Source organism: Rhodococcus sp. 14-2470-1a, from assembly GCF_002259425.1.
GTDB classification, from domain to species: Bacteria; Actinomycetota; Actinomycetes; order Mycobacteriales; family Mycobacteriaceae; genus Rhodococcoides; species Rhodococcoides fascians_E.
Map to the genome: position 1 here is coordinate 83,297 of NZ_NPFZ01000027.1, position 16,254 is coordinate 99,550.

Annotated in this window: 20 protein-coding genes and 1 riboswitch; of the genes, 7 read left to right on the forward strand and 13 right to left on the reverse strand. The window is 65.9% G+C overall.

The window, feature by feature from the left end:
* Positions 1 to 97: 97 nt before the first annotated feature.
* The 4 genes from CH292_RS15125 to CH292_RS15140 all read right to left on the reverse strand — a co-directional run bounded on the left by CH292_RS15125 (position 98) and on the right by CH292_RS15140 (position 3,917).
* Positions 98 to 640, reverse strand: coding sequence for a ferritin (locus CH292_RS15125; RefSeq protein WP_094655138.1), 543 nt, complete (start codon positions 638 to 640; stop codon positions 98 to 100).
* 173 nt (positions 641 to 813) lie between these two features.
* The gene (locus CH292_RS15130) at positions 814 to 2,307 is read right to left on the reverse strand and encodes an LCP family protein (RefSeq protein WP_371828927.1); all 1,494 of its coding nucleotides are present in this window, start codon (positions 2,305 to 2,307) and stop codon (positions 814 to 816) included.
* 21 nt (positions 2,308 to 2,328) lie between these two features.
* A complete protein-coding gene (locus CH292_RS15135) occupies positions 2,329 to 3,135 on the reverse strand; it encodes a CPBP family intramembrane glutamic endopeptidase (RefSeq protein WP_019667083.1) in 807 nt (268 codons plus the stop codon).
* A 14-nt stretch (positions 3,136 to 3,149) separates the two neighbouring features.
* Entirely contained in the window at positions 3,150 to 3,917 is a 768-nt protein-coding gene (locus tag CH292_RS15140) for a DUF2470 domain-containing protein (RefSeq protein ID WP_019667084.1), read from the reverse strand.
* Positions 3,918 to 4,024: 107 nt separating this feature from the next.
* Between CH292_RS15140 and CH292_RS15145 the strand changes: the two genes are divergently transcribed.
* From CH292_RS15145 to CH292_RS15155, 3 genes are read left to right on the forward strand one after another with little or no spacing between them, the layout of a single operon-like run.
* Positions 4,025 to 4,738 (forward strand): hypothetical protein, encoded by a 714-nt coding sequence (locus CH292_RS15145; RefSeq protein WP_094655139.1) that lies wholly within the window; start codon positions 4,025 to 4,027, stop codon positions 4,736 to 4,738.
* 11 nt (positions 4,739 to 4,749) lie between these two features.
* On the forward strand, positions 4,750 to 5,694 hold the full coding sequence (pheA, locus tag CH292_RS15150) for a prephenate dehydratase (RefSeq protein ID WP_019667086.1): 945 nt from the start codon (positions 4,750 to 4,752) through the stop codon (positions 5,692 to 5,694).
* Positions 5,691 to 6,353, forward strand: a complete 663-nt coding sequence (locus CH292_RS15155) for a histidine phosphatase family protein (protein ID WP_019667087.1) — start codon at positions 5,691 to 5,693, stop codon at positions 6,351 to 6,353. The genes pheA and CH292_RS15155 overlap by 4 nt, the downstream gene beginning before the upstream one ends.
* A gap of 13 nt (positions 6,354 to 6,366) precedes the next feature.
* On the opposite strand, the gene CH292_RS15160 is transcribed toward CH292_RS15155, so the two are convergent.
* The 4 genes from CH292_RS15160 to CH292_RS15175 form a co-directional block, all read right to left on the reverse strand.
* Entirely contained in the window at positions 6,367 to 7,179 is an 813-nt protein-coding gene (locus CH292_RS15160; protein ID WP_094655140.1) for an ESX secretion-associated protein EspG, read from the reverse strand.
* Positions 7,176 to 8,429: a PPE domain-containing protein gene (locus CH292_RS15165; protein WP_256978150.1), complete on the reverse strand. Its 1,254-nt coding sequence runs from the start codon at positions 8,427 to 8,429 to the stop codon at positions 7,176 to 7,178. The genes CH292_RS15160 and CH292_RS15165 overlap by 4 nt, the downstream gene beginning before the upstream one ends.
* A gap of 58 nt (positions 8,430 to 8,487) precedes the next feature.
* Positions 8,488 to 8,790, reverse strand: a complete 303-nt coding sequence (locus CH292_RS15170; protein WP_179277980.1) for a PE domain-containing protein — start codon at positions 8,788 to 8,790, stop codon at positions 8,488 to 8,490.
* A 118-nt stretch (positions 8,791 to 8,908) separates the two neighbouring features.
* Positions 8,909 to 9,460: a histidine phosphatase family protein gene (locus tag CH292_RS15175; protein WP_094655143.1), complete on the reverse strand. Its 552-nt coding sequence runs from the start codon at positions 9,458 to 9,460 to the stop codon at positions 8,909 to 8,911.
* A gap of 77 nt (positions 9,461 to 9,537) precedes the next feature.
* Positions 9,538 to 9,601: riboswitch (cobalamin riboswitch) on the forward strand.
* A 57-nt stretch (positions 9,602 to 9,658) separates the two neighbouring features.
* Here CH292_RS15175 and CH292_RS15180 point away from each other — a divergent pair.
* Together CH292_RS15180 and CH292_RS15185 are read left to right on the forward strand one after the other, a co-directional pair.
* Entirely contained in the window at positions 9,659 to 9,853 is a 195-nt protein-coding gene (locus CH292_RS15180) for a CbtB domain-containing protein (RefSeq protein ID WP_037140712.1), read from the forward strand.
* The gene (locus tag CH292_RS15185) at positions 9,844 to 10,623 is read left to right on the forward strand and encodes a CbtA family protein (RefSeq protein ID WP_094655144.1); all 780 of its coding nucleotides are present in this window, start codon (positions 9,844 to 9,846) and stop codon (positions 10,621 to 10,623) included. Before CH292_RS15180 ends, CH292_RS15185 begins: the two co-directional genes overlap by 10 nt.
* A 28-nt stretch (positions 10,624 to 10,651) precedes the next feature.
* On the opposite strand, the gene CH292_RS15190 is transcribed toward CH292_RS15185, so the two are convergent.
* Positions 10,652 to 10,984: a metallopeptidase family protein gene (locus tag CH292_RS15190; protein ID WP_019667094.1), complete on the reverse strand. Its 333-nt coding sequence runs from the start codon at positions 10,982 to 10,984 to the stop codon at positions 10,652 to 10,654.
* A gap of 13 nt (positions 10,985 to 10,997) precedes the next feature.
* Positions 10,998 to 12,065, reverse strand: a complete 1,068-nt coding sequence (locus tag CH292_RS15195; RefSeq protein ID WP_019667095.1) for a septum formation family protein — start codon at positions 12,063 to 12,065, stop codon at positions 10,998 to 11,000.
* Positions 12,066 to 12,099: 34 nt separating this feature from the next.
* On the opposite strand from CH292_RS15195, the gene CH292_RS15200 reads away from it, so the two are divergent.
* Together CH292_RS15200 and serS are read left to right on the forward strand one after the other, a co-directional pair.
* Positions 12,100 to 12,492 (forward strand): ankyrin repeat domain-containing protein, encoded by a 393-nt coding sequence (locus CH292_RS15200; protein ID WP_019667096.1) that lies wholly within the window; start codon positions 12,100 to 12,102, stop codon positions 12,490 to 12,492.
* A gap of 11 nt (positions 12,493 to 12,503) precedes the next feature.
* Complete coding sequence (gene serS / locus CH292_RS15205; RefSeq protein ID WP_019667097.1) at positions 12,504 to 13,757, forward strand: serine--tRNA ligase; 1,254 nt, start codon at positions 12,504 to 12,506, stop codon at positions 13,755 to 13,757.
* Positions 13,758 to 13,766: 9 nt separating this feature from the next.
* Here serS and CH292_RS15210 read toward each other — a convergent pair whose 3' ends face one another.
* The 3 genes from CH292_RS15210 to CH292_RS15220 are packed head-to-tail and all read right to left on the reverse strand — an operon-like array spanning position 13,767 to position 16,227.
* The gene (locus CH292_RS15210) at positions 13,767 to 14,585 is read right to left on the reverse strand and encodes an ABC transporter permease (RefSeq protein WP_037160503.1); all 819 of its coding nucleotides are present in this window, start codon (positions 14,583 to 14,585) and stop codon (positions 13,767 to 13,769) included.
* Positions 14,582 to 15,421: an ABC transporter permease gene (locus tag CH292_RS15215; protein ID WP_094655145.1), complete on the reverse strand. Its 840-nt coding sequence runs from the start codon at positions 15,419 to 15,421 to the stop codon at positions 14,582 to 14,584. The genes CH292_RS15210 and CH292_RS15215 overlap by 4 nt, the downstream gene beginning before the upstream one ends.
* On the reverse strand, positions 15,418 to 16,227 hold the full coding sequence (locus tag CH292_RS15220; protein WP_019667100.1) for an ABC transporter ATP-binding protein: 810 nt from the start codon (positions 16,225 to 16,227) through the stop codon (positions 15,418 to 15,420). The genes CH292_RS15215 and CH292_RS15220 overlap by 4 nt, the downstream gene beginning before the upstream one ends.
* Between the last annotated feature and the right edge of the window lie 27 nt (positions 16,228 to 16,254).

The following is a 16,254-nucleotide window of genomic DNA, read 5'->3' on the forward strand; positions in this document are numbered from 1 at the left end:
GCAGGTCAGAGGCTATTGTCACCCAAGTTCACCCTTATTGAGGTCAAGGTTGCCTAAATAAGAGGGCCCTAATTCTTGACTATGACCAGCGAAAAAGTCATACTGCGCCGGCCTGTTTGGGGGCGTTTGTGGTGCGGTTCACTCGCGCGGCGGTCTCCCTCGCAACGTACGTCTCGACGTCGAACAGTTGATTGCCTGCCCGGTGCACGATGTTCAGCAGGCTCCTCATGCTGGCCACTTCCTCGACCTGCTCCTGCAGGAACCACTGCATGAACTGTTCGCCGATGTAGTCACCGTTGTCCCGTGCCGTGCGCGCAAGGGCCGTGATCTGCTCGGTCACCTGTTTCTCCTGGGCAAGCGCCAACTCGACAGGCTGGGCGACCCGGTCGAACTCGTCGACGACGTCGCCGATCCCGGAGATTCCGACCTTCACCTTCCGGTCGATGAGGTACTGCACGATCATCAGGGCATGCCCGCGCTCTTCGGCCGCCTGCGCGTAGAACCTCGCCGCGAGCTGGGGGAGATCGTTGGTCTCGAACCACACCGCAATCGCGATGTACTGCTGCGACGCCGTGAACTCGTGACGCACCTGAGCGCGGAGAAGGTCGTGAAAAGCGGTGCTGCCGTCGCTCGAAGTCATGCACCCCAGATTACCGCTGGGGGTTGCTCGACCCCGGTCGTTCCGCAGGCTCCACTCCTGTGGCACCGCCCCGGTCGTTCCGCAGGCTCCACTCCTGTGGCACCGCCCCGGTCGTTCCGCAGGCTCCACTCCTGTGGCACCGCCCCGGTCGTTCCGCAGGCTCCACTCCTGCGTCAGGGCCCGGACGTCCTGAGGTCCTCCGGGATCTGCTGGTCGTCGGCCAGCAGTCCGAAGAACTGCGAGGCGCGGTCGGAATCCCACAGCAGGACGTTGCCGACGTCGGTGTTCTCGAATCCAGCGACGGGCACCGTCGTCGTGACGAGGTCTCCGCGCATGGCCCAGGCGAGCGAGCCGAGATTCCAGATGTGATCACCGTCGTCGACGCTGAGGGATCCGGCGGCGTCCTTGACCAGCGGCCACAAACGGAACGGGTTGAGGAATGTCGACGGACTCGTCGCCTTGTCCAGCAGGGCGGACATGAACTGGCGCTGATTGTTCATGCGGTCGATGTCGGCGAGCGCGGTCGCGCGGGTGCGAACGAATCCGAGAGCGTCCGATCCGGCCAGCTCCTGGCATCCGGCGGGCAGGTCGATCCCGGCGAGGGGATCGGAAATCGCGTTCTGCAGGCAGACGTCGACGCCGCCGACAGCGTCGACGATCCCCGCGAAGCCACCGAAACCGATCTCGGCGTAATGGTCGATGCGTAGACCCGTCGCGCCTTCCACCGTCTGGACCAGCAGGGGCGCGCCTTCGAATGCGAATGCCGCATTCAGCTTGTCCTGGCCGTAACCGGGAATGGACACGTACGAGTCACGCGGGAGGCTGACCATCGTCGTGGCGCCACCACCCTCGGGAATGTGGATGAGAATGATCGTGTCCGTGCGCGACGGGCCGGTCTCGCCACCCGTCGACAGCGATGCCTCCTGCTCGGGCGTCAAGCCGGTTCGAGAGTCCGAGCCGACGAGCAGCCAGTTGGTTCCCGGTGTGTCCGCGATGCGCCCGTCGTAGCTGGTGAGCGCGTCGACCCGGGTGAGCGAGCTGTCGACGTAGTAGACCAGTCCGCCGACGATCAGAAGCAGCACCAGGAACGTCAGGCCGAAGCGTCGACCCCAGTGCCGTTTCTTGCGAACCCGAGGAGGCTTCGCGGGCTCGGGGCGGCGCAGGGCCCGCTGCGGGGGCGGCGGAGTCCGGCGGCGTGGTGGTTCCTCGACGTACGGCCGAGGAGTCTGCCGCGGCGCGTGATCGCCGTCGTAGCGATCGGCTCTGTCACGAGGCGGGTACTGCTCGGTCGGGCGGTATCCGGCGGTGCGATCGCGGGAGACGACTCCCGGCTCGGGTGCCTGCGACCACGCCTGCTGCGATGCCGGTGGCCGGTGCGAGTCCGGCCGGCCGTCGCGTCGAATGATCTGAGTGCCCTCCTGCCGCGGTGGGAGCGGCGGGCGAGCGCCGGGAGGGGGCGGCCGGTAGCCGTCGTGTGGTCGGCCGCCGGCGGGAGGTGGCCGGCGATCGACCGGAGGCGGCGGCTGACGATGACCGGGCGGGGGCTGAGAGCCGGCCGGCGGCGGAGGCCGGTAGCCGGGCGGGGGTGTACGACGCCCAGGGTTTCGAGGCGCAGCAGGTGGACCCTGTGGCGGGGTGCCTCGTCTTCTGCGGTCGTCGTCGTTCACCCGTCGAATGTACCTACAAATCTAGGGTAGCCAGGAGAGATGGTCGCGGAGGAGGGCGTAGCCGACGAAAGCGACGATGTCGATGAGGGCGTGGGCGACGAGCAGTGGCCACAGACGGTTGGTCTTCTGCCAGAACCGTCCGAACACCAGGCCCATCAGAAAGTTCCCGACGCCGGCTCCGAGGCCCTGATAGAGGTGGTACGAGCCGCGGAGCAGGGCGGAGAGCAGCAGGGAGGAGTTCTCGCCGAGTCCGAGCTTTCGCAATCGGGAGATCAGGTACGCGACGACGAGTATCTCCTCGGCGCCGGAGTTGGCGAAGGCGAAGGCCACGAGGGCTGGAATGCGCCACCAGGTGTCGTCGATCGTGCTGGGGACAACGGTGAGATTGAGTCCGACGGCGTTTCCGACGAGGTAGAACACCAGGCCGGGCAGGCCGATCAGCGCGGCGAGCCCGATGCCGGCGAGCAGGTCCTTGCCGAGCTTCGGTGTCGCGAGCCCGACGAGCCTCGGTCCCAGCCCGGCGCGCCACAGTAGGTACAGACCGAGGGCTCCCCACGCGCACAGTCGCAGGATGCGCAGTACCTGGTACAGCAGATCGATGACACCGAGGGAGGAGTTCGACGTGTTCAGCGCTACCGATCGGTCGGACAGACTGCCCGCGAGCAGGGCGTCTTCCACGAGCGAGAGGATGCTGCTCGCGCCGCTGAGGCCGAACGTCACCAGCAGAACGATGACGATCTCGATTTTGATCGCTCGTCGTTCTCGCGGATCCAACGGAGGGCCGTCGGGCACGTTCGGCGGGTTGATCCAGCCCTTCAGATCGATCACGAATCAAGTATGAGCTAACCCCGTGCGCGCAATCCGTTCAGGAACGGGCACCCAGCGAGTACACGGAGCGCGCGGCTCAGCGCCATGGTGTCGTCGACGGGTTCGGCGAAACCGAGCCGAACGTCGTTGTCCCCGTAGTCGCTTTCGATGCGCAACCGGATGCCGTAGCGATCGATGCCGAGAGGCCGGATGCGTCCCTGTCGCAGCGACGGCGGGAGGCGTCGGGCAAGTTGGTTGACGAGGTCTGCATGGTCCTCGTCGAGGTGCTGCAGCCAGCTGGTCTCCATCTCCCAGAACGGATCCGGCTCGGCGGAGAGCAGGTCGTCGACGGCGACCGGCTCGGCGCCGGTGCTGTCCGCGACGACGGCCGAGGTGAGGATCAGCCGCAGCAACACCGTCGAATGTCCGACGTCGAGCAGTGCGGGGTGTGGGTGCTCGGCGGCAACGGCACCGGCCATGGGTCGCATCAGCGACTCGGGCACGGGCCGTAGCTCGCCGCGCAGCCACACCAGCGAACGAACCGGCTCACGCAACGCCAGTGGTGCGTGATCGGTCAGTTCGAGGACAGCCGGGACCCCTGCACGGGTCGACTGCCACGCAATGGCGCCGGTAGCGGAATCGCTGGGCACCGCAAGCACTACTTCACCGTTGGACCGCAGGTGGTGAAGGCTCGTGACGACGGGTTCGCTGCCTTCGATCGCCAGAGCCGCACCCTCGGCACGCGCACAAGCGCTGCGGACTCGTTCTGCGGTCGACGGTCCGGTCGTCGTGGCGCCGATCATGGGCTCCTCCGATGCGGTTGCTAGTAGGTGAGGCAAACCTAAGTTAAATGACGGGAGCCGGTATCGCAAGTGCACGACGAAAATTCCTCCGCGCTAGCGTGAGAGCCGTGTCCATTCCCCTGACCCTGGGCGTGCCCCACCGACCGGAACCGGGGGCCCTCGTCGCCGGCCTCCTCCACCAGCGTTCCCGCAGTTCCGAGCGCGTCGAGCGCGATGCCGACGAGGTGACGAGCGGTCCGGCGATCGTGTCCGCATCGGTGTTGCGCGACCATCCGGGGGAACCTACGCTCGGCAGACTCGTCGTCGACCTCGACATCGATCCCGAGGAACTCCGAGGATCCCGCGCCGTCTACGAAGCCGTCCGGTTCCACCTCGACGTCGACGCCGAGACCATCGACGACGCCACCGCCCTGCGCGTCCCGTCGCCGCTGGTTCTGTTTCCCGACCTCGGTGATGGACCGACACTCGACGCGGTCACGCAGATCGTCGAAGCACACCGCATCCCCGGTCTGATCGCGTCGGCGTCGCCGCGGCAGGTCGCCGACGTGCTCGCCGTCGTCGCCCACGCCGACGGCGGATTCTTCGCGCGGGCTCGGTCGGGTTCCGAGGTCATCGCGTTGCTGTCCGCCACCGTCGCAGCCCTGCGCGGTGACGACATCGCCACCGCATGGGCGAACCCCGACACGGCCGCGTTGGCGGCATTGAGGCCCGAGGCCGCGGAGGCGGTGCGGACGGTACTTCTCGGCATCGAGGTCGACGACGCCACCGCCGCGCATCACGATCTCGCGGCAGCGGGCTTGGTTCCGGCACCGTCGGCGTAATCTCGTCTTCCGTGCCCACAATCGCGTATTTCGGTCCATCGGGAACATTCACCGAGATGGCACTCGGCCAGTTCGAAGCGCAGGGCGTCTTCGCGGATCTCGGTTTCGTCGGAGATATCGAACGACGTCCACTCGGTAGTCCGCCGGCGTCGCTCGACGCGGTCCGCGCAGGCGACGTCGATGCAGCGGTGGTGCCCATCGAGAGTTCCGTCGAGGGTTCGGTCTCACCCACTCTCGACGCTCTCGGCGCGGGCAGCAGGCTGCAGATTCTCGCCGAAACCGAGGTGGACGTCGCGTTCTCGATTCTCGGCGCGCCCGGTGTCGCGCTCGCCGACGTTCGTACGGTCCGTGCGTATCCGATTGCCGCAGCACAGGTTCGGCAATGGATCGACGCCACGATCCCGGGTGCGGAGGTGCAATTCGCCTCCTCGAATGCCGCTGCGGCGGAGGATGTTGCGGCCGGGCTGGCCGACGCGGCGGTGTCCACGCCGCTGGCCGGCGAGAAAACGGGATTGCCGACGCTTGCTGCGGGCGTCGCCGACGTCGACAACGCGCGCACCAGGTTCGTGCTCGTCGCGCCTCCGAGATCCGCACCACCGCGAACCGGTGCCGATCGCACCGCGCTGGTGCTCATGCCGGACAACGTTCCCGGCGTGCTCAACCGGGCTCTTGCGGAGTTGGGCATCAGGGACATCGATCTCACACGCATCGAATCACGTCCGACGCGTGAGCAATTCGGCACTTACTGGTTCTACCTCGACCTCGCCGGTCACATCGACGACGAAGCCGTTGGCGAGGCACTGCGTGCACTGCACCGCAAGATGAAATTGCGGTTCCTCGGATCTTGGCCTGTCGCGACGGGAACAGGGCACCGTCCTCCGTCGTTGGAGGAGGAGATCGAATGGTTGAGTGCGCTTCGCGGAGGTGCGCACCGAGACGAAGAGGAGGATCGATGACGGGCAAGCTCGTACTCGTCCGTCACGGACAGACGTTCTCCAACGTGGACAAGCTCCTCGACACGAAGCTTCCGGGGGCGCAGCTGACCGATCACGGTCACGAACAAGCCAGGCGCTACGGCGCCTCGATCGCGTCGACACCTCCGAGCGTTCTCGTCTCTTCCTTCGCGATCCGTGCCGTGCAGACAGCGACGCACATCGGTGATGCCACCGGACTCGATCCCCAGCAGCGCGAAGGTATTCACGAGGCGCAGGCAGGGGAATGGGAGGACCGGAGCGACGACGCCGCGCACAAGGGCTTCACTGAGATCTACGGCCGTTGGCACGCAGGCGATCTCGACGCCACGGTCCCTGGCGGGGACAGTGGGCGCAGTATCCTCGACCGATACGTGCCGGTTCTCGACGAGCTGCGGGAGCAGTACCTGACGTCCCCGGATTCCGCCGATGTCGTTGTGGTCAGCCACGGCGCCGTGATCCGGTTGGTCGCCGCCGTACTCGCCGGTGTCGACGGCACATTCGCCGCGGACAACCATCTGGACAACACCGAGACCGTCGAGCTGGTGCCGTCGGGAACAGGTTGGACCTGCGAGCGTTGGGGTACGTTCCTGCCGCCGTTCGAAGGCAAGGGAAGCACGACCGCGGACAACCCGATCTCCTAGAGCGGCCTGTCGATCAGCGCGCCCTGTCGATCAGTTCGGACAGGGCCGCTCTGATGCGGGGGTCGGTGCCGGCGGACAGGGTGGTCCAGTGGCTCCCGTCGGCAGCGCTGCTGGACGTCGCGGCGATCCGTCCCCGCGGGGTGTCGAAGAAGGCGACGGGATGAGCGCCTGCCGATCTGTTACCGGATTCGACGGTGACCGAGGTGATCTCGGCTTGTGCCGAACACATACTGATCGCCGACGCCACCTCCTGGGCCACGTCGGCGTCGATTCCGAGGTGGGCCAGGCGGGATGCCGTGGCCCCGGAGTCGGTAGGCGCAGCGTCGAGGGCCTCCGCGAGTCCGTCCGTCGGAGCCGACAATCCACGGAATTCCAACGGCCGGCCACTACCGAGCTCGGTGAACAGCTCGACGGCCGGGTCGGCAGCTGCGATCCGCAGCCGTAGACGGCCTTCCGTCTTGGTTGCGATCACGGTGCCGGTGCTGTTGGCTGCCAGGCAGATTCGTAGGATCGGACTGTCCTCCGTGTACGGCGTGGGGACCCGACGCGCCGATACGTACCATCGTGGCTGCTCGAGAATCCGGAGCCATGCCTCCAGGTCCGGGTGGATGAAGCCGTCGACAATCAGATTGTCCTGCACCAGGCCGGCATGACCGCGTGCGAGCGATTCGTGTTTCTTCTCGAACGAGTCGTAGCGAGGGAACACGTCGAGAACGACGGGCAACTCGACGATGCTCAAACTGTCGACGAGGAAATCCGTTCTGTCCGCGTCCAACTCGGCGAACGGGAGAGTATGGCCGAGCGGTTGGGTTCCCAAGTCGATCAACGATCGTTCCAGGACGGATCGGCCCCGATCACCGAGGGAGCAACCGTGCGCCCGTCGGAGAAATGCTCGAACTGACGTAGATAACCGGGTGTGTCGTGTTCGTCGTCTTCGTTGTTGCTGCTGTGGCCTGCGCCGACGGGTCCTGGGCCGTGGGCTCCGCGTGCCGCCGCGGCGCCGTCCGGCGCGGCAGAGCCGAACATGGACCCGGTACCGACTGCGCGTTCGCCGCCCACCCCGGGGCCCGAGCTCGGCGACCCTGCGACCGGACTCCCGAGTGAACCTGCAGCCGAACCGAATCCGCTGCCCGAGCGCAGCCCACCGGCGCCCGGCACGCCGACGTTCGACGCGGACACCGCACGGGTGGACGTCGTCCCCGCCGTCGGGGACTCCGTTCTGAACGAGGCAGGGGTCGACGCCTGCCCGGTGGAACTGGAGTTCGAGCTCATCAGCGACGACACCGCGGCGCTGCCGATGTTGGTTGCCGCCGATGCCACGGTGGTGACCGACGACCCGGCGACCGAACCTGCCGTGCTCGCAATCTGGCCTGCGGCACCGGCCAACGCGGGATTCTGCAGCGCGGACCCGACGGCGGCGAGAGCTGCCTGAGCCGGGGACGTGTTGGTGCTGAAGCCGAATATGCCTGTCTCCGGATGAGATCGTGCGGAGTCGATGGGGCGTCCCGCGCTGTCGATGCCTCCGCTCACGGCAGAGTCGTTGACGATCTTCGGCGGATGGTCGAACGATACCTGCAGTGCAAGGGGTGTCGTCGCGGCCTCGTAACCCTCCATGACCAGGCCCGCCCGGACGTCGAGGGCGCGCTCGGCGACTTCGAGCGCCTGGGCGCTCCCGTTGAGCGCACCACCGGCACCGTAGGCGGCGATCTTGGCGCTCTGCACGGCACCGATCTCGACGGGATTGGGCATGGTCAGCGCGGCCGTCGAGTACGCCGCGGCTTCACCGGCAGCCATTCCGGATATCTGAGTGGCCTTCGCCGTGACGCCTTGCGTCCAGGCGAGAAAACCACCGAGTCGCTCCTGAGCGGCATTGGCGGCCTCACCCTCCCACCCCGCGGCGAGAACGGCCATCACGCGAGTGAGGGTGATCGAGGTGTCCGCGTACGCAGCCGCGACGGCCTGCCAAGCTCCGCCGGCAGCAGCCAACGGAGCAGCGCCCGCACCTGCCAACAGCGACGTCGAGTTGACCATCGCCAAGCGTGGCATCCACACCACACCGGTGACTCCGAGTGTCATCGTTTTGCTCCCAAGGATGAGTGGGCGTGAAAGAAGGTTCTTCGGCGCGCGGAGGTTCTCAGCTGCCCAGCGCTTTTCCGTGCTCGAAATCCACGTTGCGGTAGGCCGCCGCCTGCGCACGGAGGGCAGCTGCCGTCTCGATCAGTTCGCCCACCGCATGGGCCGCGGCCGGGGAGAACGTGCCTGCCGAATTTCTGAAGAACCGGTTGGCGAGCAGAGAAACTTCCTCGCTACCGGAGGGAATCGGTTGAATGGGCAGCGACACCGCGGTGAGGTTCGCCTGCAACCGCGCGGCCGCGGCATCGAGATCCGCGGCAGCAGCGTCGAGGGCCACAGGGTCGACCCGCACGGTACCTGGCATGCTCACTCCTCGTTCAAGTTGTTCTCGCGATGCGGCGGCCCTCGTTGCCGAGAATTCGCCCTTCGTATGGATTGGACGAGACCGGAACCCGATCGGTTCCAGCAGAACGAGAAAAAGCTCAGCTAATTTTTTCCGCGACCGAGCGGAGGGTCCATCGACCCGCCCGACACTGCACTGTCGTCGAGGTCAGCGGCGGAATGTCGACGCGCCAGAACGACAGCTTCGGTGCGTCGAGAGTTCGCACGACCGCCGCCCTGATCACCGCGGGATGAGTCACCGCGCAGACCCTCGTCGGATCGGAGGCGACACGATCCATCCAACCGGTGACCCGAGAGAAGAGATCGTCGACGGATTCACCACCGGGCGGTGTGAACGATGTGTCCGTCAGCCACGCCAGAACGTCGGGCTCGGGGAGTCGGTCCATCATCGAGCCACGCCAGTCGCCGTAGTCGATGTCCGCGATCGCCTGCGTCGTCGAACCCGTCAATCCGAGCCCCTCCGCAGTCTGCCGGGCGCGTAGTTCGGGAGCGATCACGACTGCGTCGGCGATACCTGGATACCGAACGGCGACAGGAGCAATGACCGGTTCGTCCGATTCGAAGCGCGCCCGACGCTGCGCTTCGGTGACGGCATGGCTGACCAGCGTCAGTCGCAGCACCGAATTGCCCACGCGCGTCACTGTAGTTCCGATTGACAGCTGTAGGAGATCGGTGCCACAGTTCGCGGGTAAGTGCGACGTGTGCAGGTAATCCGGTGGAAATCCGGAGCGGTTGCGCCACTGTGAGCAGGTCCCGGCCTGTCAGCCAGAAAACTCACACGTCGTGGACGTTTCTACGGGACGCACAATCCCAGGAGGCAACACCGAATCATGGCTACAGTCGTCCATCCCAGCAGATCCGCGGAGTCCGCGGCCCTCGCCCTCGTGGTGGGAGCGGTCATCCTTCTCGCATTCCTCGTGCTCTATCTGGTCGGCTTCGACCAGGGCGCCGTCTCCCGCAGCGGGATGTACATGCACGAGTTGATGCACGACGGACGCCACCTGCTGGGGCTCCCGTGCCACTGACCACACTCGGAGGCACGTTCGCCCAGCTTCTCGTGCGCGGTCTGCTGGCCGGCCTGATCGCCGGATTACTCGCCGGCGCGGTGGCCTTCACCATCGGTGAGCCACACATCGACTCGGCCATCGCTATCGAAGAAGCCGCAGGCGCGGGCGAGCATTCGCACGGTGAAGAGGCCGCGGCCGGACACTCGCACGACGAGGAGGACGCTCTAGTCAGCCGCGACGGACAACGCGCAGGACTGTTCCTCGCGACAGGGCTGGCCGGTCTCGCTCTGGGAGCGATCTTCGCCGCGGTACTGCATTACGCCCGACGATTCACCGCACTGCCCGGATCGATCCTCGCGCTCGCGACGGCGTTCCTCGGGTGGGTGGCCATCGAAGCGGTCCCGTTCTTCAAGTACCCCGCGAACCCACCCGCCGTCGGAGACCCGGACACGATCACCCAGCGAACCTGGCTGTGGCTGGCAGCAGTGGTTCTCGGACTCGTCGCCGTCGGCATCGGTGTCTACGTCGCCAAGCTCGTGTCGACCCAGACCTCCGTCGCCATCCGCATCGGAGCCCCGACCCTGACCTTCCTCGTCATCGCGGCACTCGGATACGTCCTACTACCCGGAATCAACGAAGTCGGCGACGACTTCCCCGCCACCCTGCTCTGGGAATTCCGACTGTCGTCCCTCGCGACCCAGGCAACACTGTGGCTCGGCCTCGGCCTGGTCTTCGCCTTCCTCACCGACCGCGCCTCCTCGCCCACCAGGGAAGCGGTCTCGGCCTAGCGCCTCCCGCCTGCAGCTGGGCCGGGGGTCAGCCGAAGCCGAGTTCGTGCAGACGTTCGTCGTCGATACCGAAGTGGTGGCCGACTTCGTGGGCGACGGTGATGGCGATTTCGCGTTTGGCGGTGTCGGCGTCGTCGACCATGTCGAGGATCGGTAGCCGGTAGATCGTGATGACGTCCGGTAGGTGTCCGCTGTATTCGTAGCGCTCGGTGAGGGCGACGCCTTCGTACAGGCCGAGGATGTCTTCCGTCGGGTGTTCTTCTTCGACGAGGATGACGACGTTGTCCATGCGGTCGGTGATGTCGGGCGGGAGGGTGTCGAGGGCGTCGGCGACGGCTTCTTCGAACTCGGCGCGGGTCATGTGGGTGGGAATGTCACCCTCCGGGAGTGATCGGCGCTGCGCCGGGCAGCGGAGTGGGGAGGGCGCGGCCGTCGGGAGCGGCGGGGGGAGGCACGGGGGCTTCACCGTTGATGAGGATGTCGCCCTTCGCGGATCCGGCGATGGTCGCGAAGCCGCCTTCGTCGAGTTCCTTGCCGATGGAGCAGCTCACCTGGCGTGAGCCGGCGAGCCAGCTGGTGACGTCGATGGTGTTCCAGAAGAGCGTGAGCGTTTTGTCTCGCAGCGCGGTGTCCGAGCCGAGGTAGCCGTTGACGGCTTCGGTGCAGGTCTGTTCGAGGTAGGCGTCCTGGTCGGCTTCGGTGGGGATGCCGCTGGGGAACTGCTGCTGCAGGTCGATGATCGATGCGACTTCGAAGGCGTGTGCCTGGGCGCAGTCGACGGGGTCGGCCGGGACGTTCTGGTTGATGCCGATGCAGGTTCCGACGTCCCACACGTTCGATTGGTCCTGTCCCTGAACCGAGCCGCTCATCTCCTGCGGGATGCCGGTGTTGGAGGACTGTTGGATTCCGCAGCGCAACGTTCGTTCGCCCGACGCCCATCCGGCCTGGCTGGGGAACATGAGCCCGACGCTGAACTTGCCGCTCGGATCGAACTTGGTGCCGAGGTAGTCGTCGACGACGTCGATGCAGTGTTCGTCGCGTAGTTGCCCGAACCGTAGGGCCCCGGGGTACGCGGCTCCCGGGGCGAACTCGAGGCCCGGGTAGGCGGTCATGTCGACGTCCTTGGCGACCTCGAATCGGTGCGGTTCGGCGCAGGAGACCTCCGCCAGATCCTGGCGGTCGGTCTCGGGGTCGTCGGTCGGCGTCCAGTCGAGGCAGGTGCCCGGGTCGGCCGAGCCGAAGGACGCCGCGGACACCGGGCCGTCGGTGGCGGGACCTGCCTCGGAATGCGTCGTGATCTTCTCGGGCTGGGAGAAACCGTCGGACACGAAGAGGGTGATCGCCGCGGCGGCGACGGCGCCGATGGCGACGAGCACCAGGCCACGACGCGCGACGTGGGCGGTGACGGTGCGCTGGTTCGGTTTCTCGGGCTTGCTGGACATCGCCTTCCATCATGCCCGAGTAACTTCTACTGTCATGACGGGACCTGATGACGCCGACGACGTTGCCGAGCTCGCCGGACGGCTGTTCGACATGGCTCGTGCCGGGGACACCGAGGAGCTGACGGCGTACGTCGATGCGGGTGTTCCGGTCGATCTGAACAATTCTGCCGGGGACACGTTGGTGATGCTCGCGGCGTACCACGGGCATGCGGCGACGGTGAATGCCCTGGTCGAGCGGGGTGCGGATGTGAATCGGCCCAACGACAAAGGTCAGACGCCGCTCGCCGGTGCCGTGTTCAAGGGCGAGGACGACGTCGTGAAGGCGCTCGTCGACGGTGGTGCCGACCCGGCAGGGGGTCACCCGTCGGCGATCGATGCAGCTCGGATGTTCGGACGCGAGGACTACCTGGGGTTGCTCGGCAAGTAAGGTTTGTCTCCGTGATCGACCTCAAGTTCCTCCGCGAGAATCCTGACGTAGTTCGAGCCTCGCAGCGCACACGTGGTGAAGACCCTTCACTGGTGGACGCGTTGCTCGAGGCGGATGCGTCTCGTCGCGCAGCTGTGCTGGCCGGGGATCAACTCCGCGCCGAGCAGAAGGCGCTGGGCAAGAAGGTCGGCAAGGCGTCTCCCGACGAGCGCCCGGCGCTGCTGGCCGGTGCGTCCGAGTTGGCGGCTCAGGTCAAGGCTGCCGAGGCGACGCAGAACGAGGCCGACGCGGCCCTCGACGTCGCGGCCCGCAAGATCTCCAACATCGTCGAGGAGGGCGCACCCGCCGGCGGCGAGGACGACTACGTTCTGCTCGAGACCGTCGGCGACATCCCGACGTTCGATTTCGAGCCGAAGGATCACCTCGAACTGGGCGAGTCGCTCGGCCTGATCGACATGGAACGCGGCGCGAAGGTGTCCGGTTCACGGTTCTACTTCATGACCGGGTACGGCGCTCTGCTGCAGCAGGGAATGCTGCAACTCGCCGCGCAGAAAGCCGTGAAGAACGGTTTCACGATGATGATTCCGCCGGTGCTGGTGCGCCCGGAGATCATGGCGGGCACCGGTTTCCTCGGGGCGCACGCGGACGAGATCTACCGGCTCGAAGCCGACGACCTCTATCTCGTCGGAACGTCGGAAGTTGCTCTTGCGGGCTATCATTCGGGCGAGATCATCGATCTGTCCGACGGTCCCAAGCGCTACGCGGGATGGTCGTCGTGCTTCCGCCGCGAGGCAGGCAGTTACGGCAAGGACACCCGCGGCATCATCCGGGTCCACCAGTTCGACAAGATCGAGATGTTCTCCTACATCAAGCCGGAGGACGCTGCGGCCGAGCACAAGAAGCTGCTCGAGTTCGAGCGCGAGATGCTTGCCGCGGTGGAGCTTCCGTACCGCATCATCGACGTCGCCGGCGGCGATCTCGGTTCGTCGGCCGCCCGCAAGTACGACTGCGAGGCATGGGTGCCCACCCAGAACGCCTACCGCGAGCTCACCTCGACCTCGAACTGCACGACCTTCCAGGCGCGTCGTCTCGGCGTTCGGTACCGCGACGAGAACGGCAAGCCCCAGATCGCGGCGACGCTCAACGGCACCCTGGCGACGACCCGGTGGATCGTCGCCATCCTCGAGAACCACCAGCAGGCCGACGGTACCGTGCGGGTACCGGAAGCGTTGGTGCCCTTCGTCGGAACGGATGTCCTGCGCTGACGCGCGGGGTCATCCGCCGAACTTGGCGGTGATCCGGTGCTCGAGCCATTGGAGTGCGATGGTGGGTGGCAGCGCCATCACCATGATCAGTACGACGGTGCCCATGATGTTCTCCATGCGGACCAGGCTGACGTTGCGCAGCAGTTCGTAGCCGATGCCGCTGGACGACGAGAACATCTCGGCGAGAAGCAATCCCAGGAACGCCAGCCCGAACGTCATGCGCATTCCGGTGGCCAACGCCGGCAGCGCCGAGGGAATGACGATCTGACGGATCAGCCGTGGCCAGCTGACCTGCAGTGACGCTGCCATCTTCAGGTGGATCTGCTGGACCGACGCGGTGCTCTCGACGGCGACGAGAAACATGGGTACGAAGGCTGCGTAGAACGTGAAACCGCCTCGGCTCAGTTCGCCGATCCCGAGGAACGACAGGAAGATCGGGTACAGGACGATCTTGGGAATGCTGTTGATCGAGTAGAAGATCGGCAGGATCGACCGTGTCCAGAACGGGCTGATTCCAAGAGCGAGTCCCAGCAGCGACCCGGCCACGGTACTCGCGAGGTAGCCGAGGGCGAGGATGCGCAACGAATCGAGAACGTTCGCACGGAATTCGGCTTTCCCGAGGTCGTCGGCGAGGGAAGACATGGCCTCGGCGGGCGTCGGGAAGATCAGGCTGTTCGCCACGACGGCGGCGAGCCACCAGAGAGCGACAGCCAGGACTGCGACGACGACCGGGGGTGCGAACCGCCGCAGCAGGCTGGGTTTCGTCGAGGGGGAGCGTTTCGGTGCGGCACCCGGTGCGGTGGCAACCTTCGCGGTCACGGTGCTCATCGGCGACGCCTCCAATCGAATCGGTTCAGGGCAGCGGAGATGCCGAGGGTGGCGAGAAGGGCGAGAGCGGTGACGACCAGGATTCCTGCGTACATCTCTGCGATGTCGAAGCTGTCGTAGGCGATGGAGATGTAGTGACCGAGGCCTTGGGTCGACAGGATGAACTCGCTGGCGAGCACGGAGATGATGGCGTAGGACAGGCCCAGCTTGAGTCCGGTGACGATGTTGGGCAATGCATAGGGCAGGAGTATCGACCGGAAGTACTGCCACCGGGTCAATCTCAAGGTCGACCCGAGTTTGGCGACGATGGGGCTGACGGAGTTGAAACCTGTACGAGCGTTCATCGCGACGACACCGAACGCGAAGATGGTCGAGAGTATGGCGATGGGGGCGATGCCGCTACCGAAGAGTACGACCATGATGGGGTACAGCGCGAAGGTCGGCACAGCGTAGTACACGTTGAGGTAGGGCTGGAATGCTCTGTCCCACACATCGAACCGCCACAGCAGGTAGGCCGCGCCGATCCCGAGCAGCGAACTGAGAACGAATGCGACGACGATGATGCCGAGGGTCCGCCCGAGTGCATCGACGAGGAAATCCGGATCGGTCATGAGCTGCAGGGCTGTGGCGGCCATGTCGGATACCGGCACGATGTCGAGTGGCGAGGCCAACGGGGAGCGTGCGTACATCTCCACCACCAGCACAGCCAGTACGATGACCGCTGCGGTCCAGCCGGCAGCTGGAATCTTCAGTACGGCTTTCGTTGCGGGACGCAGATAACCCGGTACGACGGAGCGTTGTCGCGTTGTTTCTGCCGCAGTGGACGTGGTCGTCATGGCTCCACGCTCATCGTCTTCTTGGCTTCGTCCCGCAGAGTCGACCAGATTCGCTCGTGAACGGTGATGGCCTCGGGGCTGGACAAGACGTCCTCCGACCGGGGCCGCGGAAGATCGATCGGCATCTCGTCGATGAATCGGCCCGGCCGCGCGCTCATGACGAGCACCCTGTCGGACAACAACACCGCCTCCTGAATGCTGTGGGTGATGAACAGGACTCCACACGTGAGCTTTTCGACGATCTTCAGCAGCTCGTAGGACATGACGAGCCGAGTTTGCTCGTCGAGCGCGCCGAACGGTTCGTCGGCGAGAATCAGATCGGGTTCCATCGACAGGCATCGGGCAATGGCGACGCGTTGGCGCATACCGCCGGACAACTGCGTCGGAAAATGGTCGCCGAACTTCGACAGTCCGACGGTGGCGAGCAGTTCGTCGGCGCGTGCCCGTCGTTCCTTCTTTCCGACGCCCTTGACCTCGAGCGCGAACGCGACGTTGTCGCGGACGGTCCTCCACGGAAGCGTCGCCGATTCCTGGAAGATGATGGCGGTCTTGCTCCGTGGGCCGGTGAGCGGACGGTCGTCGACGGTGACGGTGCCCCCGTCGTGGTCCTGCAGGCCCGCGAAGATTTCGAGCAGCGTGGATTTGCCGCAACCGCTGGGCCCGACGATGGAGACGAACTCACCCCGTCCGATCGTCAGGTCGATGTTGTGCAGAGCGGTCACCTCTCCGAAACGCCGGGACACCGAGTCGGCGACGGCGATGTTCGGTGTGGTGGTGGTGCGTGGTCGATCGTCTGTCTGTGTCACGTGGAATACCCTCTCGTGCAGGCGGAG